Source organism: Maribacter antarcticus DSM 21422, from assembly GCF_000621125.1.
GTDB lineage: Bacteria > Bacteroidota > Bacteroidia > Flavobacteriales > Flavobacteriaceae > Maribacter > Maribacter antarcticus.
In genome coordinates this window covers 50,046-71,523 of the sequence record NZ_JHZC01000015.1, presented here as the reverse complement: position 1 = coordinate 71,523, position 21,478 = coordinate 50,046, and the positions used below count along the sequence as shown (strand labels likewise).

Here is a 21,478-nt window from a genome sequence, read left to right as displayed (position 1 = left end):
AAAAAATATCACATTATGAGTAAGAAACAAATAAATCGAATACTTAGAATAGTATTTATTATGGCAAGCATAAGTTCTTTGTGGTTTGTGCCATGGATAGTCATAAAGGCATGGATTTTACCCCTACCCGATACGATTCAGGAGCAGGTTAATGATGCTATTACATACGGATTTGACGGGATGATTGTTTATGTTGATGAGGCAGGTAAGCCACCGGCATTTTACGCTGCTGGTTGGAAAAATAGGGAAGACAAGATACCAGCCGACCCACAATCCTTATTCTAGATTGCCAGTATTAGCAAGTTATATGTCGCTGTTGCGATTACAAAGTTAGTTCATGACAAGCGTTTTTCATTGGATGAAACGCTTGCCTATCACTTTCCTGAATAGGTAGGAAAAATCGAGAATACTGATAAAATAACCTTAAGAATGATGGTGCAACACCGTAGTGGTATTCCTAACTATATCGACCATCCTAATTTTTGGGAAAGTCCATCGCAAAATAGTGAAGAAGCACTAGCATACGCAGTTGATATGCACGCGAGCTTTGGACCAGATGAAGACTATGGGTACTCAAACACCAATTATCTATTGCTTCGCGAGCTCATTAAAAAGGTGGTGGGTTATAGTGATCACCAATATATCAAAGAAGAAATTTTAACCACCCTTGGACTTAAAAATACGTTTGGTTCGCTTAGTGAAGTGAATATAGATAATGTTATGAGTGGCTACTACGTTGGGTATGAGGAAGATCTTAAGACTGAAGAAAATGGAATGTTAGCTACAGCAGAAGATGTGGGTATATTTTTAAGGGCATTAAACGATGGCTCCTTATTTGATGAAGGCGAACAAGAAATCTATTCCTCTATCTACGTTTACGAACATACAGGTTTGGTTGTTGGCTATCAAAGTATTGCAAAATACCACAAAGACATAGACACGGTTGTTATTCAATTTTTGAATACCACTAATTTTGATGGACACAATTGGAATTTATCGGAGGTCTTTTATAGTCGTATTGTAAACATATTGAGGAGGTAAAAAAAGCTAAAAACGATGAATCCTATTAAAAAACCTGATTCAGTTCTATAAAATGAACGTTTTTTGGAACTATATTTTCCTAGTTATAGTTCCGATAAGCCTAATAGTAAGGTTCTATTTTTTTCCTAAACCCCAAATTTTTTATTTGGCGCCATTGTAAATAGACGCAGACTTTTGAGTTAAACATAAATGCGCCATTTTTTTATTTATCTTAAGTTTGATTCCATTTATGATAATTAGTAGTTAATTAAAAATTTCCTTGACGCCCCATAACCGCGCAATCTCATTTATAGATTTCTTTTCTTTTTCAATTACCTCCCCATCTGCTTCTGCAACATCCACCAAATCTGCAATTAAGGACTGTGCAAAGGTTCGATTAAACCAGGGTTGATTTTTTAAATGAGTAATGGCTTTTTGTACTTCATCAGCAATTTTAGTATCCATCTTACCTTGTGGAGCCGTATCACCTATGGTATTATACCAATCAATCATTTTATTGAATTTCTTCTGAATGGTTTCACTTGTTGTTAACTCTTCTTTTTTACCATAGTTCAACACCAAGCTATTGGTTTTTTCTATAATTGTTTCTATTTCTTGCTCATCTAGGTAATGGTCGGTTGCTTCTGCACTGGCGATCATCAAAAATAAGCTGCTTTCTACCCAATCTAATTTCATTTTTTTGAATTTTTTAAAAGAACTATTTATTTAATTGTTATCATTAGGATTATGAAGTTTAGTACAATAACCATAAGGTTTCCATTACTTCTCCAACTTTAATTTCTAATAATATGGCTCCTATTCGAAGCCTTATTAAAGATAATGCAGCAAAGCCAACAGCAGCGGTAATTTTATGTACATGTCTAAATTTACCCTTGGTAATCATGAACCCCCAACAACTTGTGGTGCAATGATGTTCGCCTCTTATATGGCGATTTGTTGTAAATAAATGATTTATTAAAGTTACATAAAACACTTCAAAAGGTTTTCTGATACATTTTCACCATTTAAACCAAGTTTTATACATAATACGGAATTCTAGTTGAAAATAAAATTCCAGTTTAAAAAGCGCTCTAATAATACAATCTAAAATCAAGTAATTTACAGAGATTAAAATGCTTTTGAAACATCATTTCTACCACTTCCTTAAGATCATCATTTTCTTCGTAGAGACTAAAAAAAACCCTATCGATAGTACTTGTACTAGAAATTTGGCTATGATTAGATCCGTAGCCTGAAATAGCGCGCGCGCCAGTAACATCTAAAAAATACTGCGACTCCTCATCGGTTAAATCCAAGATTTTTTTATTCGCAAAATGTACCACTTTCCCCTTCATTTTACCTTCAAAAAGTTCTGCTATTTCCTCAATACTATAGTAATAGTCATTCAGTAGAATGTTATTTGGCTCGCCAGGCATAACGAGGTAAATAATTTCGTAATCCTTAAAGTTATGATCTTCATACAGTAAGTTATTCAAGCTCTCCTCTAATCCTTCGATGGTATCACAAGCTTTGTAAATACTCGCAATACTTTGTTTTAAAGCAATGTCCTCTAAGATGTTCATAACTACCGTAGTGTTTGCAATATCTACATCTGGAATAGCTTCAAGACAGAAAATAAATTTTTCAATCTCCATAAAAGTCTCCTTTCAATTTTTTTGACAAAATTCTTCTTTTGGACTGTGTTTAGCAAATAAATCACCACGAATATGTTAGTGACTTTTATTGCTTTAATTTATCCTTTAAAATATACGTAGATAGCTTTATGAATTAAGCGCTCAATTCTTAAGACAGAAGTGCTATTTATAAAGTCTATGTCGAAGGTAGGTCTGTGATTTTCTTGGTACAGCGCATTTATAGAAATAAAATTGTTTAAATGTCAAGGACTACTTATTTCTGGAAAGTCTTATTTAAGATGGGATACACGTTTCCTGTTAATTTTGATTATTTGTCCATAGAACTAAGTTAGCGGTAGTTTAACTAATAAGTTACTTGGTGAAATAACCTTGTATTATATTTATAGAACCATAGCATAAGTAGGTTAAGTTCATGGTAAGATTTGGGGAAAAGACAGGGGAAACCCTGTCTTTTTATTTTTACAAATAAAATTCACTTCAACTCTTTTTAAAGTAAATTACAAACGTTTCTTAAAACGTTTGTTTTGCTGGGTAACCTTTCGCTATCCATATGTAGCTATCGTTAATTGTTTTTACTGCATAATTAAGAGCCAATTGTGTCCTTGTAAAATATTGTGTTTGGGAATGACCTCTAGCCTGATATCAAGCGCTATACCGGCAATGTCTTAATATAAACCATCAGTCGATACCAGTCTCAGATTTGAGTATTTGGGTTCTATAAGGCATACAGCTAAAATTATAGCCATTTTTCCTTGTGCTGGCATTTCTTAATTAAAGTTTTCCGGCAATATGAGCCAATAAATAGCGTTCTAAAATTGAACCTTATATCCCCCAAGAATGAAAAAAATTGCATTATTGATGTTTACTGTTTGTTTATTGACTCGTTGTGATGTAATTGATGAGCTCACAAAATTTAACATGGAGTACAACGCTGCTATTGAAATTAAATCAACTGCAAACCTAAACTTACCGTTTGATGTTTTCACACCAGATGTGGAGACGAACTCAGAATCTGAATTTGAAGTAAACGATACTCGAAAAGACCTTATAGAAGATATCAGGTTAAGAAAGTTAGAACTTGATATTACTGCGCCTAGTGATCAAGATTTTAGTTTTTTAGAGTCTGTAGAGGTTTTTATATCGGCCGAAGGTCTTGATGAAATAAAAATCGCTTATATAAAACAAGTGCCTGAGACCATTGGTAATTCGCTTTCTTTGGATGTTGAAAATATTGACATCAAAGAGTATATTAAAAAAGATAAGTTCAATTTAAGGCTTAATACCGTTACCGACAAAGTGCTAACAAATGATTGTTCAATTGCCGTGAAAAGTATATTCTTTGTCGATGCAAAAATATTAGGAATTTAATCTTCAAGCCTAGTTTTTAAGCGTGGATTTTTTTATGCCTTAATATGTCTTCGAGGTATACTTTGTTTTCCAGATTAGTGAATATCGTATGGAATACTTGGAAAATTACCGCAAACATTATACGAACAAACATTTAATAATTTTTTTCTTACCGGGTAAATCTAATTTTAAGAGTTAGATACGCTATAAATTAAAATAAATAAATTTTATGAGAAATTATTTAACAACAGTAACAATCTTTTTGGCCACAGTGTCTATTGCCGTTTCTTGCAGTAAAAATGATAATGAAAACAGTAATATGGACGCTGAATCATATGAGACCGCTTTCAAGATAACCGATGCCCCCATCGATAATGCTAATGTCGAAGCCGTCTTTATGACCGTTTCCAACGTAAAGGTTGATGGAACATCTTTAGAAGGGTTTAATAAAACAACCTTTAATTTGGCAGCCTTGGTTAACGGGCAGACGAAGACCTTAGGTAATCTTAAACTGGAAGCAGGGTCATATTCCAGTATTGAGCTCGAGTTGGACTATGTTACCGATACCGCTGGAAACGAACCCGGGTGTTATGTAGAGATGGCCAATGGTCAAAAAGACCAATTAGAGGCTTCAACTAACAAAATCAATATCACTAATGCTTTTGAGGTCTTTGCAAGCACTACTAATGAAATCATTATTGATTTTGATTTAAGGAAGACCATTAAGGAAGAAGGCAGCGATCTTTCTAGCGATTTTGAATTTGTGTCTACTTCTGAACTTACTGCAGGAATCCGTGCGGTAAACGAAGAAAGTACTGGTGAGATTTCTGGTAATGCAAACGACGCTGGCGATGAATCTGATAAGATTTTGGTCTATGCCTATGAAAAGGGAACCTTTAATGCTGAAGTGGAGACAGAAGGTCAAGGAGAAAGTAATGTAACTTTCGCTAATGCTATTACCAGCTCAGAATTGAGTGGGTTGAATAATGCGTACAGTTTAAATTTCTTAGCAGCTGGGGAATATGAACTTATATTTGTCTCTTACACCGAGGATGGTGATGGTTTTACGTTTAACTCTTTATTGGAAGTAGAATCCACCACTGGATTGAATCTTGGTGCTATTAATGTAACATCGGCCATACAGATAAGTGTAAATGTGATTATCACAGGTGCTAAATCTTGAGAATTATAATGTGCTAATTAATAAAGTCTCGTAAAATGGGGCTTTATTGCTTTCAGTGACAGTCGAAACCACTTATTTTAGCATAGGGCCTAGCTTTAGACGAGATTCTTTTTTAACAGTAATTTCGGTCTATTTTCTCTTTAAATTCGCGATTGAAAATAGAAAATACCTTCAAGCTCATTTGAGTAGTTTTTTTGATTTTACAAGGCCATGATTAACAATAGAGACCTTTTGTACAAGGGTCATTAAATTAAAATGCATATGTGGTAAGTTGATTATTTTAAGACTACAAAAAAGTAAATTACGGTATTAATAATTCAACCCTAATTAGACTTTGCAGAAGTAGGTAATTATCGATATTTAAGCGGGGGTTTAGTGTACAGTGTTGGGTAATTTTAGGAAAGTTTAATTAAGGTGGTATAAATCATACTAGTATTATAAAGTGGAAATAGGCATATTTGAACTATAACATTGCTTTATTAAAGTAACGGGATATTTAGGTATTTGACTAGTCCCGACTTTATCAATAGCTAAGAACTATTGAAAATATATAATTGGCAGTAAAACGAAGACAGTTAGTATAATACTCTTTGATTTGTAGGCTTCCCCATAACCGTGTTAACGATACTAGAAATTTTATTTTTTATTGAGCTTAATGAAATAAAAAGAAGACTCCGTAAACAGGTGATGTAGTTGTTGACTATCAATTACCTTTTTAGTTTCACAGTTTTTTTTGGATAACTACTTGTTGATAGGTAAAAGTTTAATAGCACTCCAATGAATTAAAGTTTTGTGTACAGTTTAATAACAATACAATCGTGTTTATATGTAAACTCTAGTGCTTTTTTTAAAGTTCATTATTGTAACATCGTTCTATAAATTTTTAGAAAGGTCAACGAAAGGGTATTTCTTATCTAGGCCAAAGGGCCGTTTATATTTTCTTTTTAGAAAATAAAAACTAGTGGGGTGCTATACTAAAGATGTATAATATACCTGATATTAGAAGTATAATGCGTAAATAATTACTAAATAATTTTTACACAGTATTTACAAATATTTATGTAATGTTATTTAAATAATTAGTGGATTAGCTGTATTTTTTGGGTGTTAAAAGCCATATTAATTCTGCTGACAAAAATAGGCCACTAATTACGAAAAATATTGGGTATACTCATTGAAATATAGCAGCCAATGTTAGATTATAAGTCTACTTTTAATGTTTAATAAAGATGTTAAGATGAAACAAATTATTTCCATAGATTTTTACTTTCATAATCTGGCACATGTCCCAATTATTGATGTCAGATCACCTGGAGAATTTGTGAAAGGACATATTCCCAATGCTAATAATCTTGAATTATTTACTGATAAAGAACGCGTCGTAGTTGGCACGGCCTATAAAAAGGAGTCAAAAGAAAGGGCCTTTGAAATTGGGTATGAATTTGTAAAACCCAAGCTGAATGATTTTATAAGGAAGTCTATTGAGATTGCACCTAAAAAGGAAGTGGTGATACATTGTTGGCGTGGAGGAATGAGAAGTAATGCTTTTGCCGATCATCTTATCGATAATAGTTTTGAAAAGGTGTATGTCATTGAAAAAGGATACAAGGCTTTTAGAAATTATCTACTCCAATTTTTTGAACAGCCGTTAAATCTTAAAATTTTAAGTGGATATACTGGATCTGGTAAAACTGAGATACTGCACTCTTTAAAAAATAAAGGACAACAGATTATTGATTTAGAAGGCTTGGCCAGCCATAGAGGTTCTGCTTTTGGAGGTATAGATCTTCCGCCTCAACCAACAACGGAGCAATTTCAAAATAATCTATTTTCAATAGTACAAGGTTTAAATCCTAAGCTACCAATATGGGTGGAAGATGAAAGCAAGTCGATAGGAAAAGTGATAATTCCTGATGCATTTTATCTTAAAATGAGTACTATGCCTGTATATTTCTTAAATGTTCCTTTTCAGGAAAGAACAAAACACCTTGTAGAAACGTATGCAAATCTAAGTCATGACAAATTATCGGGTGCAATTAGTAGAATAACTAAAAGGCTTGGATACGATAAAGCCAAATTCGCTTTAGATGCGCTTGAAAGCAAAGATTATTATAAAGTTGTAGAGATTACACTTTTTTATTACGACAAATCTTATCTAGGAGGATTACAAAAACGTCAGGAATCTACAATTCTAAAATTTGAGATTCCTACAGTGAATCCTGAAGAAACAGCAGATTTTTTAATGAGCTTAACAGATTAAATAAATGGATAAAGGTATAAAATTAACAAGTTTTAGTCATGGTGCAGGTTGTGGCTGCAAAATATCACCTAAGGTATTAACTACCATATTAGCGTCTAGCGCTCCTCAGGTTGAAGACGCACGTCTTCTAGTGGGTAACGATACGAGAGACGATGCTGCGGTATACGATATGGGAAATGGAATTGGTGTCATCAGTACCACAGATTTTTTCATGCCCATCGTAGACGACCCTTTCACTTTTGGAAGAATAGCTGCTACGAATGCTATCAGCGATGTATATGCTATGGGAGGTAAGCCATTAATGGCGATTGCAATTCTAGGTTGGCCCATTGATAAAATAGCTCCTGAAGTTGCTGCTCAGGTAATGGAAGGTGGTAGGAAAGCATGCTCAGATGCAGGAATACTGCTTGCAGGTGGTCATAGTATTGATAATCCAGAACCTATTTTTGGGCTCGCAGTTACTGGGTCGGTTGCAATCTCTAATTTAAAACGAAATGATAAAGCACAGGCAGGAAGCATTCTTTATCTAACCAAACCTTTAGGTATTGGCATTTTGGCTACTGCACAAAAGAAAGGTGTTCTTGAGGAAGAACATAAAGATATTGCTGCTAACTCAATGATAGTTTTAAATGATGTTGGAATGATTCTTTCAGAAATTGACGAAATAACAGCTTTAACCGATGTAACTGGGTTCGGACTTATTGGACATTTACTTGAGGTGTGTGAAGCTAGTAATGTATCTGCCATTGTTAATTATAACAAAGTACCAATTTTCAAAGAGATTCATGGCTATCTTGATAAAAAATGTATCCCCGGTGGAACCATAAGAAATTGGGAAAGCTACGGTCACAAGCTTAAAATTGAAGATAAAAAACAACGATATATCTTATGTGACCCACAAACCAGTGGAGGGTTATTAATTGCTGTCAAAAAAGAGGCTTCTCAAAAAGTTGAATCAATTCTAAAAAGTAAGGGTCTTTTTGCTGAACCAATAGGAGAACTTATAGAAATATCAGAATCAGCGATTTATATAAATGACAAAGAATAGTGAGCTAAACTAAAAATAGTTGCTGTTTTACTTATTTAGTATTTTTAAAAATTTAGATAAAGCTAGGATTTATTATCCTAAATTATTCAAGTGAAAACAGCTTTAATTGAACGTCTATGTCCAATTTATTAGCGCAAGCCTTTTCTGAAATTTTTGGAAATTTAATCCACAATAAAAGCTCTACTCGACTAGTCCTATATGGGATTGTTCACTACACTTCTCGCTGCTTTTGTTTATATGTAAATGAATTTCAGAATATAAAATAAGAAATTTCCTACACATATATGTTTAAATTGATGATATGAAAAATAAGTATCCGAGAAAAGTAGCACATCATTTTCGCCACCAGGTACAAAGACAATATACGAATCAATATATCGAATTAACCCACCTAACCCATAAGGAAGATAAGAAGGTCAAGCATCACTCTTCATTAGTTTGGTAACATGATCTTAATATATATTTTTGAAGGGTATAAGTATTTTTAAAAGAATTAACTACCTAAAAAACAATGGTTAAAGAAGTCAAAATTGGAATGTAGTACCTGTACAAAAATTATGATTATAAGCTATTAAAATTAGGGACTTGATTTTATATCCTGCTACTATCACTACGGACATCATAAGATATCCCTTTGCCGCTTATCGGTTGATTTTTAGAAGCTTAATACCTATGAGATATAAAAGTATTAAAACACAAGGTTTTGTTGGGTAAAGCCCTAATTGTATACCTAGCTTATCGTCATCGAAGAAGTTGGTCAACTTTTATATTTAATACATATCAATTATTTTAAATTATGTTGAATTCTCTAAGCGTAGAGTAAAACTAGTATTCAAACTTTCCCTTTTGACCATGGTTATTTCGATACTATGGTTTTTTTTAGCACGAAGTTTGGATTTGCACGAATTGAGCAATTATATTGGAGTTACCGTACCTCTATCTATATTAGCGGCGATTATCCCCAAGAGGGGAAACCTAACTTTGGCTCGTTAGATTTATCTCGTCACTTTTAATTTATGCGTTGCCATAGCTTCTTCTTTCATCGGAAAGGCCGAAAGCGTCGAGTTTATATTAATGTTTGCCATGGGACTGCCTTTTGTGTTTTTTTTATTTAGAAGGGAAAAAATCTATATCATGATTTTTCCGGTACTATCCATGGTACTTTGGTTTCTTCTGTACTTTACGGATTTTAACCTATTTACCAGTACACAGATGGATGTCTTATCTGCTGGAAGATACAGTTATCCAATTTCCATTATCACCACTGCAATTCGTATTACATATCAGTTGGTATTTTTTTTGTCAGTAATCTCCAATTCTATTCGAGCATACATAGTGAACGGGAAAAAGCCGTTGAAGCATCTAATGCAAAGACCAAATTTTTAACTATGATGAGCCATGAGATTCGGACGCCACTTAATACGATTATTGGACGCTCTGACATCTTACTTAGGAGATATAAACCCAAGAAAGAATCAACAGGACAACATAGAGGCATTAAACTACTCGGGAAAAATAGTACTGAACTTACTGATCAACGTGTTGGATTTTAGCAAAATGGAGTCTAGCGGAATCAAACTCAATCCAATTCCTAGGGATATACTAGCAGCTGTAAAGCAAATAAAATAGATTCATGAGCCTGGTTGTTTTAAGAAAGGAAAGTCTTTATAATTGCAAATTGGTAAAGACTTTCCAAGAGTCTGGTTGGATATAGACCGTTTCAATCAGGCGATGAATAATATAGTCTCCAACGCCATAAAGTTTACAGAAAAAGGAAGTGTGATTTTAAAAGTTTCAAATCAGGAGGACAAAAAGGGAAACATACTTGTTCGTATTGAGGTCATGGATACTGGATTCGGTATTGCACAAGAACAATTGGAAAATATAGGGCAACCATTTACTCAGGCCTCCATAAGTACAAATCGTTTTTATGGTGGCACAGGGCTTGGCCTGCCCATAGTTAAAAGCGTAGTGGAAGCCAAGGGCTCAACAGTCAAAATTGAAGGTGATGTAGGGATTGGAAGTCGTTTTTACTTTGATTTAGAGTTGCGCCCGGCTTCTATTGGGGGGTTGGACCATAACTCCGGAGAAAAAGAGCGCAATCTAAAAGGCATAAGAATATTGTTGGTAGAGGATAACAAAATCAATATAATGGTTTGCAAACAAGTATTGGAGAAGGCAGATTTGTTTGTGGACGATTCTTTTGAGGGTTTAATGGCCATTAATATGGTGAGGAAAAACAGTTATGATGTAGTCCTAATGGATATACAGATGCCGGTAATGGACGGTTACACTTCTGCAATCGAAATCAGAAAATTCAATACCACGCTACCTATAATTGTGCTATCCGCCTCGGTATTTCTCGAAGTAAAAAATAAGATTTTTCAAAGTGGTATGAATGGTTTCGTATTTAAACCTTTCAATCCAGATGACCCGTTTAATAGAATTGAGGAGGTGATGGATTTACCGCCAGTCTCTTAATTTTTCAAAGAAATAAACATAGTATTTCAGGCTATTTAACAAATGACCTTTGCCCTTTAGTTTTTGAAAGCTCAATTAAAGGTGGGTTTAATCCTGCGCTGTAGTTTTTAAATTTCTCTAAATTAGCAACAAGTGTTCGTTTTATAGCACCTAAATCAATGCTACTCGGACTTTCTTCTATAGAAGGAAATTATAATTCATTATAGGGGATGTAATTCTCCCATTCCCAAGGGGTAAAGGTGTCTTTTATTGCCACTTCCAATAGTTCCTTAAAGATGCTTTTTCCATTATCGCTATTGGTCATGATCATAATTCCTATGCCTATTTCTGGAAACAAAATTGAATAATGTTGAAATCCGTTTCCGCTCCCTTCCTTGAATACTCCTTTGCCAAACGGTGTTTTTAAATAGCCCCATCCTAGGCCGTAACTAAGGTTAATAGGATCATATTTATCGGTCTTGATAGCAGTTCCAACTCCGAACTGAGCAGATGATGTAATCCGTATATGGGGAGAGAAAATTTCTGTATAGGAAGCTACGGATACGATTTTTTTATGAAGTATGGCCTCCAAGAATGTAGCGTAGTCTAAGGCTGTTGTTTCTAAAGTACTACCACCACGAGGTTCGTTATCCTTGTCCTTTTCATATTTTCCCCCATCTGTTTTATGACCGAAGGCATAATCCTTTTCAAATTTGGGATTCCATTGGTAACTGGAGGCTTTCATCCCTAAGGGTTCAAAAACCCTTTCCTGTGCAAGCTCCTCCAGGCCCATACCGGACAATTTTTCTAAAACTACCTGTAAATAGACGAAACCCTCGCCACTATAGCTGTATTTGGTCCCGGGTGTACTATGAGTTTTAAGTTTTTGGTCTTTTTCTATCCACCTCCAATTTGGAAATCCAGTAGTATGGGCAAGGCACATACGAGCCGTGATCTTTTGGTAAAGGCTATCTTTTTTTAAATCGCAAAAGTCGTCGTGCCATCGGGTCTGTGGTTCATATTCATATATTTTCTTTGGCAGATAACTCTCGAGTGGCGTATCCAGATTGATTACGCCTTCTTCCACTAAGGCCATTACCAAAATACTGAAGACTGCTTTGCTTAAGGAAGCCCCGTAAATATTTGTAGAATCGGTAAGTGGTATTTTATTAGGGTAATCGCTATAACCGAAGATTTTTTGGTATACAGGTGTGTTTTTATTAAATACAGAAATTGCCATTCCGTGTACCTTTGCATCTGTTAGCAACTGGTCTATTTTATGGGTTAAGGAATCTGCGGAAATCATTGTTCCGTCCAAACGGGTAATACCTTCCTTCATCGAAGTTTGACAACTTATAACTACAAAGGCAAATGGAAGTAATAAAAGCACCTTGTTTACTTTTTGTTTTTTGAACTTTAAAAAAGGAATGGCTAGGGGATAGTAACATTTATGCTCCTTTACCGCATAAATAATATTAGCTATAACAATTAAAACACATGTTGGGATTACGAGTATAAAGAATATAAACCCCCATTTTTCAATAGTAATTAATGCTACAAAGGAAAGAATATAAAGTATTAATACGGTGATATGAAAATTTATAATACGGGTGCCATGTTCGTCGTAAAGGGAATTATCCTCTCTTTTGTGAATCCAAAGGAACAGCGGAAACAATACATTACAAAAGGGCAACAGAAACCCCAATAATGGTGTGCCGTGCATTAGGAGTAGCCATTTCTGCTGTATAGATTCTTTTTTAGGGTTTTCTAGTACGAGTAGGTCATCTATATTTATAGATAAGGCAGCGGCTAGTAGTTTTACGGTTTGCAGGTGCGGATTTACAGTACCCTTTTCTATCCGTTGAATAGTGCGTATAGTCACTTCTGTTTTTTGCGAAAGTTCTTCTTGTGAATAACCTTTCAGTTTTCTTTGGTAAATAAGATTATTTCCAAGTGATGGAGTTTCCATTGGGTTACAGTTTTCTGTTGGTGCAAAGCTAGCAGTTCTCCAGGGCTTTTATTACGACAGTTAGGTGTCACCTTAGTGTCATTTAGCTTAAAAGTAAGCTATTCGGGAGCTAATCCAGAAGTGAAAGCTCATCCTTTTGCATATGCTTATCAAGTACTATTGGAATTTCATTTGCCTCTTTGATTAAGCTATCTGGGTAATCGTTTATTTCAAGAATTTTAAGGCATTGCTTTTTTTAATTTAAAATGGAAATCAACGGTTTTCTGGTTTATATTTTCGCTGAAATGATATAATTCATATGAATCTTTTAGCATATCTGTTAGTTCAATATCACGCGTAGACACAAAGACTAGGTTGTTTTTTTGCGCTAAATAAGATAGTGTTGCTTTACCGCCGGCGATTCTCTCTACCGTATTTGTGCCTTTGAAAATCTCATCGAGTAGGAAAAGGTCTGGTTTACCTTCCCTACTTTTTTCAAGCACCTCTTTAATGGTGCGTACCTCCTCGAAATAGTAACTTTTATCGTTTATTAAGTCGTCACGTATCCGAATAGCGGAGTATATCCGCATCATCGGTAAGGTAATTGCTTTGGCAAAATAGATGTTTATTGTTAAACCAGGGATTAGGTTTAAACCGACACTTCTAATAAAAGTTGTTTTCCCCGACATATTGGAACCTGTCAGAAGGATTGATTTGTCTGAAACCGAAATGGTATGGGTTATACAATTTTGAATTAAAGGATGGTATATTTCCTCCGCGATAATCTTAATGTCTTCTTTATTGATTTTAGGTATGCAAAACAAATGACTCCCTTTTCTTAAGGAGGCAATGGGAATTAACGAATCTACTTCTCCAATAAATGAAAAAACGGCTTCGATTTCCTTACGTTTTGTATGTAATCGTTTTAAAACTGCGAATAGTAGAATTGGTTCTAAAAGGAAGAGCGGTTTTACGAGTTCAAACGTACTCCAGAATATAACGGCTAAATCCCCTTGCAGTTTCCCCTCTAGCTAAAAAAACAACATCCGATTCCTAACCTGATGTATTACCCTGACTGATTGGGCTAAATCAGTATTAATCCTACTTAAAAGTACTTCTTTATGAATGGAAGAGGCATTGTGATTAAGTCGCAACAACTGCTTAATTGATTGCAAGTATTTGAATAAATTTTTCTTATTCCAAAAATGGATTCCAAGGTTAATTACAAAAATCCAAATAAGGGCGAAAATGAATTAAAAATTAAACGGAAGTAATGCCAAAAGCAATATGCTCGCAAATGACAATAATTGGAAAATGAAAAAATATTTTGGAGGAGGTATATGTTTCTCTTGAAAAAGAGAGGACACATAGGATGTTTTGAAGTCATTTAACGGTGTCAATTCTCGTTGAATTTTCACTCTAAAAACGGCATCTTGTGTAAATATCGAAATAATTTCTTCATTGGGTTTACTATTCTTTGTGTTTGAAGAAATCGTTTTCAGCTTATGATACAAAAACTATTGGCCAATTCTTGCGTTTGTTCTGTCAAGAAAACAGAACAATTTTTCAGAATCCAAATCATCACAAGTCTTATCTGATAAAATGTGAAATACCTCAGAATTATCTTTGTTCTCAAAGTATTTCTCAATCATTTCAAAATCAAAAGAACCCTCTTTAATTTCACTAAGTGATGTTTTTAATTTTTCACTCCTTTTTTTGCCTAGGTTAAATATCATTTATACCAAAAACTGTTTAGGTTGCTTATTATCAATACCGTGCATGGCTACTATGTTATAAAAACGGGGTTTTAATCTCAATTTTTAGTATGACTGTAATCAAATTTAGAAGTACCCAACCCCTTCCATTCTTAAGTATTGTTTAATACAATTATTAATTAAAAAAGGTAATCGAGTTCGCATAGTTTTTTTGAAAGTACATTTAGATGACTGTTTTATTGTTCCAAGAGCTTCATTTTGCACTTGTCATAAACGCTAAAAATTTACTTGTAACAATAGAGTCAGCTTGCAGCGACTATTTACCGTCTCAAATATTAAATTTTACAGACGTGTACTTGAAACAAAAACTTGAGTAATTTGATAAGGGTCATACTGGTATATTTTGATTACATATTTCTATTTTAAATTCCGCTATGGTTTTATACCCCAAGTTGGAGTGCATTCTTGATAAAGAGTTCTTTGTGTTATCCTATTTTTATTATCTTTCTTGAGAGTTTAAATAAAGGTTGGGTTAGATTAAAAAAGTGTCTATAAAAGATTGCAATCATAGGTTCCCCCCGAAGAACCTGAGAGGATAAGTTTATTCTTAAATAAGAACGTTATATTTAATATTGTAGAGGATTTTATGAATTATTCCCAAGAAGATATTGGGTAGTACAATACGTTATAGGAAAAGTATAAATATAGGATGCATAGATCAACTTAGAGATGAAAAAACGTAGTATTCGTTAACCCTTTGTTGCTCTATTTTAAAAGGAAGAGTAGGAAAGCTTTTAGTATAATTAATGATTTGGAAAAGTTTGTAAAAGTGTACTATTGTAGACTGGTAATCTTATTAATAGGAATGATGCGTTTTAAATATGTAGTGGCTTGTTTATGCTTGGTCTTTGTTATTGTTCAATGTAAGAATATAACCATTGGAAACGAACCAAGCTATCTGACGTTTGCAACCTTCAACGTAAGTATGGAATCCGAGAACTACCTTGGTAGGGGTGCCGATGGTGTCTCATCCCAGATATTAAAAGATAAGCTTTCAAAAGGGACTAGCCAACATATTATAAATATTGCAAAGATTATACAAACAAAAAGGCCAGATGTAATTCTGCTAAATGAATTTGACTATATCGAAAATCCTGAAGAGGGTATAGAAAAATTCATTAAGGAATATTTGAACTTAGGGCATGGAGATACGGAGGCAATAGACTATCCTTATTATTACTATTCAACTTTTAACACAGGTGTTGCAACACCGTTTGATCTCAATGGAGATGGAAAATTTGAAGGAAACGGGAACGATGCCTATGGTTATGGAAGGTATCTAGGTCATTATGGAATGGTATTGCTTTCTAAGTTTCCAATCGACAAGGAGAACATCCGCACATTTCAACTTTTCAAGTGGAAAGACATGCCTGATTATTTGAAAACAAGTACAGTTGATAGCGATAATTTTTATAGTCCGGAAGCTTGGCAGAAATTTCGGCTTTCGTCAAAATCTCATTGGGATGTACCCATAAAATTCGGCGATCAAACTATACATGTACTTGCCAGTCATCCTACTCCACCTGGCTTTGATGGAGAAGAAGATAGAAATGGTAAAAGGAATCACGATGAAATTAGATTTTGGAGAGACTATATCGATAATGAAGGTAGCTCTTATATTTACGATGATCTTGGTAAAAAGGGAGCTTTAGGTGATACGTCCTTTGTGATTATGGGAGATTTAAATTCTTCACCGGATGAAGGCAGTTCCATTAGAAGCGGAATAGGGGATTTATTGAGCCATCCAAGAGTGAACCATAAAATCAACCCTTCTAGCAAAGGCGGTGAGCGCTTAAGCCCAACTAATGAAAGTGGAAAATACCACACCGCGCTTTGGAAATTAAGAGCAGATTATGTTCTTCCATCTATTGACTTAAACGTAGTGGATTGTGGTGTTTTTTGGCCCGTTCAAGGAGAGGTATTACATGATTTAATGTTGGATAGGAAATCCAGTTCGGACCATAGAATGGTTTGGATTAAAATTAAGGCAGCGGAATGAATTTTAACGGTACTAATGTAGATAGAATTTAAACTTGGTTGTAAAAGGTGACCTGCTGCTGTTAAACCAGAAAGTTTAAAATTAGAGTTTACTAACTTTAAACGTGGCTGAGCATTAAATCAAATATTAGTTAGGACATTATGTCAGCGAGCCAAGATAAAATTAAAAACTTAAAAAAAGGATGAAAGGTTTAAACTGAATATATGGGGTTAAATGAGAAACGTAAATCGGAATTAAATTGGTTGCAAAAGGCTCGTAAAAGCTGGGGTAATACGGGTACTAAAAGACCACCTTTTGCCATAGAGCCAAAAAAAGGGCAGCGGTCTGTTTGGGATTTTCCACGTCCACCTATTATTGAAAGAATGAGTAAACCAATAGTAGTCAAATACGAAGGGAAAAAAATTACAGATTCTCACAATTCTCTAGCAGTTCTAGAGACGGCTAGCCCACCAACTTATTATATTCCCGAGTGTGATATTGACATGAGTGCATTTGTAAGAATACCCGTAAAGACGTCAATGTGCGAATGGAAGGGGAAAGCGATTTACTGGGCTTTAAAAACGAAGCCTGACCGCCCAGTGGCTTGGTCGTACACGAAACCTTTTCCAGAATTTACAGCATTGGAAAATCATATAGCATTCTATCCTCAGCATCTTGAATGTTATATAGATGGGGAACGAGCAGTGGCGCAGGACAGTGAATTTTATGCTGGTTGGATTACTCCTGACTTGGTTGGACCTTTTAAAGGGGAAATGGGAACGGGTCACTGGTAAGGTATACACGTAGATATTGGCGTTAAGCTTTGTAGCGGGAATTGGACTCGAACCAGTAATCTTCAGGTTCTGAGTTTGAAAAAAGCTCCCAAAACACGATATTTTACTACCTTTTCTATGAAAACCGTATACGGTATCGTATTCGCTGATTATTGATTTGTTATAACCTAAAAATAAGTATTTGTATAGATTATCGAAGTAGAAAATGCATAGGTTTTTTTAAAAGTTTAATGACTAGTGTGATTAATTATACTAGTTCAATTAAACCTTGTATAATAGGACTAACAATTTCATATTTTCAGGAAGCCTAGACTTTTATTAAACCATAAGCCGTATCTTATTTTTAGTTCGTATTATAAAATGTATTGAATAATTATACAGCGGTATGAGTTTCTTTACATCAAAAATTTTATGCTCCAATTGTTGATGAGACAATAACAGGCTTTCGAAGTAGAATCAGAAATTACAATGCTATTGTAACGATTATCCAAATTGAATCGCTGATTTTAAATTCATTTAAAGGTGCCTAATTCATCTCAAGGCATCGAAGGGAATCGAACCACTATTAAACCTCTTGTGGATTGTTTCCTAGCCATTCAGCTACAATGAATTATAAGTAATCCTTTATTTAAATTTTTGGAATGGCAATATGAATACCTTACCACCGTAATGAATTAAAATTTATTCAAAGTCGTTTAACGTCCAGTCGTACGGATAATAAGACACTTTTATATTTTTAGGTAATTTTTCAGATTTGTATCTGTTAATAAAATCGGTCACCTTTCCATCAGGATTAAAATCACTCTTGTACCAAATAAAAATCTGTGAAATCTTTACTTTATTTTTGCTTACTTGAATGAAATTTGGGTCATTCAAGGCTTTTTGTGTTTGTCTAGCCAATTGTGAATTCAATCTCGTGGGCGTATAGGCTTCGTCAATTATAGGCGGACACCCTAAACCGGCACAAACAAGAGCAAAGTGCATGCGTGGGTCTTTGGAATAATTGTCTTCTAACAATTGGTGTTCCATATCGTTAAGAGTGATATTTTTCCCTCCAATATCATATTTAATTTTATCGAAAAACCCATCAATATCTAAAGGTGATTTTAGGGGATAATTTGCTATTATTCCTTTAATTACCGAAAGGTTATACCCGTTAATCCAGAATGCCTGATACTCGTCCAGATTTATTTTATCTACTGAAATTCCTTTGGCAATTTGAATTAATTCGTTCAGTGGTTCCGGACTATCCTTAATACTTTTATAAGTAACCCTACCATTTTTTACATTGGTCTTAAAAAACATATCAGACTTTGAAAAGAAATCAGTTGTATTCTGAGCGTGCACTAAAAAAATAGATAAGAGTAATACAATGAGTACATATGTTTTTTTCATTATGCTGTTATTTAATTTGGATTCAGAACTGAAGCCATTTCGAGTGTGTTTTCGCAAACACTAAAAAATTGACTCCTTATGATTTTACAAAATATGTGGAAATAATACCATTCAAGTTCATATCAAAAAATTTTGAAATTAAACCTTGTGATTACATCTTCATAAAGATATGTAAACCTTAAAGTATGTTTAGGTTTAGCAACATAGTGTATTAGCTCTTCCTTTATTTGAATTTCGCCATTTATACTTTTGTCCTATCTAAGGCCTCTTTAAATTATTGCGTATTTTGTTGATTGTCAATTATCTATGTCGAAATAAGTGAATCAAAAACAAAGATAACTTTTTCTAAAACTCTTATTTGGTTAGTCCATAATTTTTCTTACGCTATAGTATTTCCAGTATTTGATAAGGAAAGCTACCTTCAAAATTTTGATAGATATTAGCGTTATAGAGAACTATAGCTTCCAATGCACTTTCATCTTTTTCTAACCGCTTTCCTGTTCTATTTCTTTGACCTTGGGAATCAAAATTATTCGGCATCCTTTGTTTAAATTGTCATGGGTTACTTATCGTACAACTTTATCCACTTGGTATAATTGAATTAAGATGCAGAGGGTGTTAATAAGTAGCATCTTATCAATTACTATAGCTATATAGTATTGATGTTATATTGAAAAACATAGCCACAGATCATTCTAAATCAAGTAGTCAATAATTAACGACTATTGTCTTTTAGAGGACATCTTTCTAAAACCCGATAGTCTTTGAGTAAATTATAATCTGTACCCAGTTGATAAACGAAAGTATGCGCTGCGCTTCTTTTCGCAATAACCTCTTAAGACTATTTAGACGAACTAAAACCTAATCTTGTAACCAAAATTTTGGTTTTGTATATTTTGAGAGGATAGCTTGAATTTATTATCATGAAAATCTAAGAATAGTAAATTTTCTAGGCCACTCAATTCAATTGGAATTTGTTTGAATTCGTTATTATTGAGGTACAATGATTCTAAATGACTTAGCTTGAATATATCCTTAGGTAATGACTTTAGCCCATCATTTTCAACGTGGAGAGATCTTAAGTTTGGTAACCTGCTCAGAATGGAGATGTTTTTTTTAAACTTAAAATTTTTATCATCGTTCAGAAATAGTTCCTGCAACTTTGTTAAGTTGCTGAAAGTTGATGGTAAAACTTTAAAATCGTTGCCACTTAAATCTAGTACTTTAAGGTTTTTTAAATAACCAATACCGGCGGGAATTTTTTTAAGGTGATCATTCTTTAGACTCAAATATTCAAGGTTCGTAAATTTTGACCAAATAGTGTCTGAGAATTTTAAATTTTGATTGCTCAAGTCAATCCTGTAAACATTTTCAGGATTCTTTAATGCCTCTTCTAAATTAGAGAATTCTTTTTTAAATTGATTTGAAGCCAACTTTGATTGGGCCGCTCCATCTTTAATAAATGAGACAAAAACGAATAATAATAGTAATTGATATTTTATCATAATAATAGTTTTAGGTTAGTGGCTTAAAAAAAAGGATATATTGTTCTAAATATCCACTATAAAATCTAACTCAAATCAACTGACTCTTGCCATGGGGAGAACAATAAATTTTGTTGAACCAAAAGTTTGAAATAACCCTTCAAACGGTACACGTTGTTACGTCTCATTCTTACAGAAAAATAACAACCCCAGTATCCATATCATATACTGCGCCTTTGATATCGATTTCTCCTTTCTCGAACATAGTACTAAGGATACTGCTTTCTTTTTTGATTTTCTGGAGTGCGTTTCTTACATTGTTTTCCACCACCTCATGAACAAGAAGCCTATTTTTTGAAGACCTTGGACCGTTCGCTATTGTGGAAATTTCTACAGCGGGCATTATGTTCTCCAACATCTTAGTAATATGCCCTAATTCTGCACCATCTATCGCAGCATGAATGGCGCCACAATTCTCATGGCCTAGTACCAATATTAGCTTTGCTCCGGAAACTTTAGTGGCAAATTCCATACTACCAAGGATATCATCGTTTATAAAATTACCAGCAACCCTTGCTACAAATATATCCCCTATACCCTTGTCAAAAACATCCTCTACGGGCACTCTGCTATCGACACACGATAGCACAATTGCTTTGGGGAATTGAGAATCAGCGCTTTCTCTAACCTGAAAGGAGTGATCCCTTGCGGTTAGGTCGTTACCTACAAATCGCTCGTTGCCTGCAGCTAAGCTGTTTAAAACATCTAAAGGAGTTAGGGATGCCTGTTCGGCCTCTGTGAGTATCTCCTCAACAAGAATACGGTCACGATTAATTTCAATAGTTTGGAATAAATCCTGGTGGGCAGCAAGATTAATGGACATGGTCATTATACTTGTGATAGTAAGGAATTGTTTTTTCATAAGGCATGTGTTTAATAATGTCAAAGATAACAAACAAATTTTATTTTGAAAGTATTACTATCATAAACAATAGTTAAACACTCAGTTATGAAAACTAATACTATTATATTAATGAAGTAGAGGATGGGGCGAATGAAGAAAGTGCACTTTCATTTACTATTAATGCACTTTAGATTATTTAGGGAGCTAATATTAATACCGTGTCCCGA

At 34.2% G+C, this 21,478-nt stretch carries 18 protein-coding genes and 1 pseudogene; 10 read left to right on the top strand and 9 right to left on the bottom strand.

All coding sequences use genetic code 11. The annotated features are described in order from the left end of the window. Positions 1–15 precede the first annotated feature (15 nt). Positions 16–1,041: pseudogene (locus tag Q360_RS23185) on the top strand (serine hydrolase domain-containing protein). Positions 1,042–1,284: 243 nt separating this feature from the next. Here Q360_RS23185 and Q360_RS0112860 read toward each other — a convergent pair. Further along, positions 1,285–1,716 (bottom strand): tellurite resistance TerB family protein, encoded by a 432-nt coding sequence (locus tag Q360_RS0112860; RefSeq protein ID WP_027077470.1) that lies wholly within the window; start codon positions 1,714–1,716, stop codon positions 1,285–1,287. Positions 1,717–2,111: 395 nt separating this feature from the next. Next, on the bottom strand, positions 2,112–2,675 hold the full coding sequence (locus Q360_RS0112850) for a DUF6642 family protein (protein WP_027077469.1): 564 nt from the start codon (positions 2,673–2,675) through the stop codon (positions 2,112–2,114). An 837-nt stretch (positions 2,676–3,512) separates the two neighbouring features. On the opposite strand from Q360_RS0112850, the gene Q360_RS0112845 reads away from it, so the two are divergent. The 7 genes from Q360_RS0112845 (at position 3,513) to Q360_RS25835 (ending at position 10,994) form a co-directional block, all read left to right on the top strand. Further along, on the top strand, positions 3,513–4,043 hold the full coding sequence (locus Q360_RS0112845; RefSeq protein ID WP_027077468.1) for a hypothetical protein: 531 nt from the start codon (positions 3,513–3,515) through the stop codon (positions 4,041–4,043). A gap of 208 nt (positions 4,044–4,251) precedes the next feature. After that, positions 4,252–5,205, top strand: a complete 954-nt coding sequence (locus tag Q360_RS0112840; RefSeq protein WP_027077467.1) for a DUF4382 domain-containing protein — start codon at positions 4,252–4,254, stop codon at positions 5,203–5,205. Between the two features lie 1,237 nt (positions 5,206–6,442). After that, a complete protein-coding gene (mnmH, locus tag Q360_RS0112835) occupies positions 6,443–7,465 on the top strand; it encodes a tRNA 2-selenouridine(34) synthase MnmH (protein ID WP_027077466.1) in 1,023 nt (340 codons plus the stop codon). Positions 7,466–7,469: 4 nt separating this feature from the next. After that, a complete protein-coding gene (gene selD, locus Q360_RS0112830) occupies positions 7,470–8,513 on the top strand; it encodes a selenide, water dikinase SelD (protein WP_027077465.1) in 1,044 nt (347 codons plus the stop codon). A 1,134-nt stretch (positions 8,514–9,647) separates the two neighbouring features. Continuing rightward, positions 9,648–9,899: a hypothetical protein gene (locus tag Q360_RS25845; protein WP_156950110.1), complete on the top strand. Its 252-nt coding sequence runs from the start codon at positions 9,648–9,650 to the stop codon at positions 9,897–9,899. Positions 9,900–9,901: 2 nt separating this feature from the next. After that, positions 9,902–10,066, top strand: coding sequence for a histidine kinase dimerization/phospho-acceptor domain-containing protein (locus Q360_RS25840; RefSeq protein WP_156950109.1), 165 nt, complete (start codon positions 9,902–9,904; stop codon positions 10,064–10,066). A gap of 118 nt (positions 10,067–10,184) precedes the next feature. Beyond that, the gene (locus Q360_RS25835; protein WP_051554701.1) at positions 10,185–10,994 is read left to right on the top strand and encodes a response regulator; all 810 of its coding nucleotides are present in this window, start codon (positions 10,185–10,187) and stop codon (positions 10,992–10,994) included. Positions 10,995–11,184: 190 nt separating this feature from the next. Here the strand turns inward: Q360_RS25835 and Q360_RS23165 are convergent, their stop codons facing one another. The 3 genes from Q360_RS23165 to Q360_RS26685 all read right to left on the bottom strand — a co-directional run bounded on the left by Q360_RS23165 (position 11,185) and on the right by Q360_RS26685 (position 14,657). Further along, entirely contained in the window at positions 11,185–12,942 is a 1,758-nt protein-coding gene (locus Q360_RS23165) for a serine hydrolase (protein ID WP_051554700.1), read from the bottom strand. A 218-nt stretch (positions 12,943–13,160) separates the two neighbouring features. After that, positions 13,161–13,745 carry a MutS-related protein gene (locus Q360_RS26690; protein ID WP_027077464.1) on the bottom strand — a complete coding sequence of 195 codons (585 nt, stop codon included), beginning with the start codon at positions 13,743–13,745 and terminating at the stop codon, positions 13,161–13,163. A gap of 693 nt (positions 13,746–14,438) precedes the next feature. Next, positions 14,439–14,657 (bottom strand): hypothetical protein, encoded by a 219-nt coding sequence (locus tag Q360_RS26685; RefSeq protein WP_027077463.1) that lies wholly within the window; start codon positions 14,655–14,657, stop codon positions 14,439–14,441. Positions 14,658–15,447: 790 nt separating this feature from the next. Here Q360_RS26685 and Q360_RS0112805 point away from each other — a divergent pair. Both Q360_RS0112805 and Q360_RS0112800 read left to right on the top strand, forming a co-directional pair. After that, positions 15,448–16,695: an endonuclease/exonuclease/phosphatase family protein gene (locus Q360_RS0112805; protein ID WP_245603251.1), complete on the top strand. Its 1,248-nt coding sequence runs from the start codon at positions 15,448–15,450 to the stop codon at positions 16,693–16,695. 203 nt (positions 16,696–16,898) lie between these two features. Next, positions 16,899–17,468, top strand: coding sequence for a DUF427 domain-containing protein (locus Q360_RS0112800; RefSeq protein WP_084273431.1), 570 nt, complete (start codon positions 16,899–16,901; stop codon positions 17,466–17,468). A 681-nt stretch (positions 17,469–18,149) separates the two neighbouring features. Here Q360_RS0112800 and Q360_RS0112795 read toward each other — a convergent pair. The 4 genes from Q360_RS0112795 to Q360_RS0112780 form a co-directional block, all read right to left on the bottom strand. Further along, on the bottom strand, positions 18,150–18,863 hold the full coding sequence (locus Q360_RS0112795; protein WP_027077460.1) for a DUF547 domain-containing protein: 714 nt from the start codon (positions 18,861–18,863) through the stop codon (positions 18,150–18,152). A gap of 384 nt (positions 18,864–19,247) precedes the next feature. Then, positions 19,248–19,403: a hypothetical protein gene (locus Q360_RS25830; protein WP_156950108.1), complete on the bottom strand. Its 156-nt coding sequence runs from the start codon at positions 19,401–19,403 to the stop codon at positions 19,248–19,250. A 314-nt stretch (positions 19,404–19,717) separates the two neighbouring features. Further along, a complete protein-coding gene (locus Q360_RS0112785) occupies positions 19,718–20,368 on the bottom strand; it encodes a leucine-rich repeat domain-containing protein (protein WP_051554699.1) in 651 nt (216 codons plus the stop codon). A gap of 169 nt (positions 20,369–20,537) precedes the next feature. Further along, positions 20,538–21,269, bottom strand: coding sequence for a carbonic anhydrase family protein (locus Q360_RS0112780; protein ID WP_027077458.1), 732 nt, complete (start codon positions 21,267–21,269; stop codon positions 20,538–20,540). Positions 21,270–21,478 lie beyond the last annotated feature (209 nt).

Excerpts from the sequence above, each read along its gene's own strand:
- Q360_RS0112860 (WP_027077470.1), bottom strand. The coding sequence starts at position 1,716 with ATGAAATTAGATTGGGTAGAAAGCAGCTTATTTTTGATGATCGCCAGT.
- Q360_RS0112850 (WP_027077469.1), bottom strand. The coding sequence starts at position 2,675 with ATGGAGATTGAAAAATTTATTTTCTGTCTTGAAGCTATTCCAGATGTA.
- Q360_RS0112845 (WP_027077468.1), top strand. The coding sequence starts at position 3,513 with ATGAAAAAAATTGCATTATTGATGTTTACTGTTTGTTTATTGACTCGT.
- Q360_RS0112840 (WP_027077467.1), top strand. The coding sequence starts at position 4,252 with ATGAGAAATTATTTAACAACAGTAACAATCTTTTTGGCCACAGTGTCT.
- mnmH (WP_027077466.1), top strand. The coding sequence starts at position 6,443 with ATGAAACAAATTATTTCCATAGATTTTTACTTTCATAATCTGGCACAT.
- selD (WP_027077465.1), top strand. The coding sequence starts at position 7,470 with ATGGATAAAGGTATAAAATTAACAAGTTTTAGTCATGGTGCAGGTTGT.
- Q360_RS25845 (WP_156950110.1), top strand. The coding sequence starts at position 9,648 with ATGATTTTTCCGGTACTATCCATGGTACTTTGGTTTCTTCTGTACTTT.
- Q360_RS25840 (WP_156950109.1), top strand. The coding sequence starts at position 9,902 with ATGATGAGCCATGAGATTCGGACGCCACTTAATACGATTATTGGACGC.
- Q360_RS23165 (WP_051554700.1), bottom strand. The coding sequence starts at position 12,942 with ATGGAAACTCCATCACTTGGAAATAATCTTATTTACCAAAGAAAACTG.
- Q360_RS26685 (WP_027077463.1), bottom strand. The coding sequence starts at position 14,657 with ATGATATTTAACCTAGGCAAAAAAAGGAGTGAAAAATTAAAAACATCA.
- Q360_RS0112800 (WP_084273431.1), top strand. The coding sequence starts at position 16,899 with ATGGGGTTAAATGAGAAACGTAAATCGGAATTAAATTGGTTGCAAAAG.
- Q360_RS0112795 (WP_027077460.1), bottom strand. The coding sequence starts at position 18,863 with ATGAAAAAAACATATGTACTCATTGTATTACTCTTATCTATTTTTTTA.
- Q360_RS25830 (WP_156950108.1), bottom strand. The coding sequence starts at position 19,403 with ATGCCGAATAATTTTGATTCCCAAGGTCAAAGAAATAGAACAGGAAAG.
- Q360_RS0112785 (WP_051554699.1), bottom strand. The coding sequence starts at position 20,368 with ATGATAAAATATCAATTACTATTATTATTCGTTTTTGTCTCATTTATT.
- Q360_RS0112780 (WP_027077458.1), bottom strand. The coding sequence starts at position 21,269 with ATGAAAAAACAATTCCTTACTATCACAAGTATAATGACCATGTCCATT.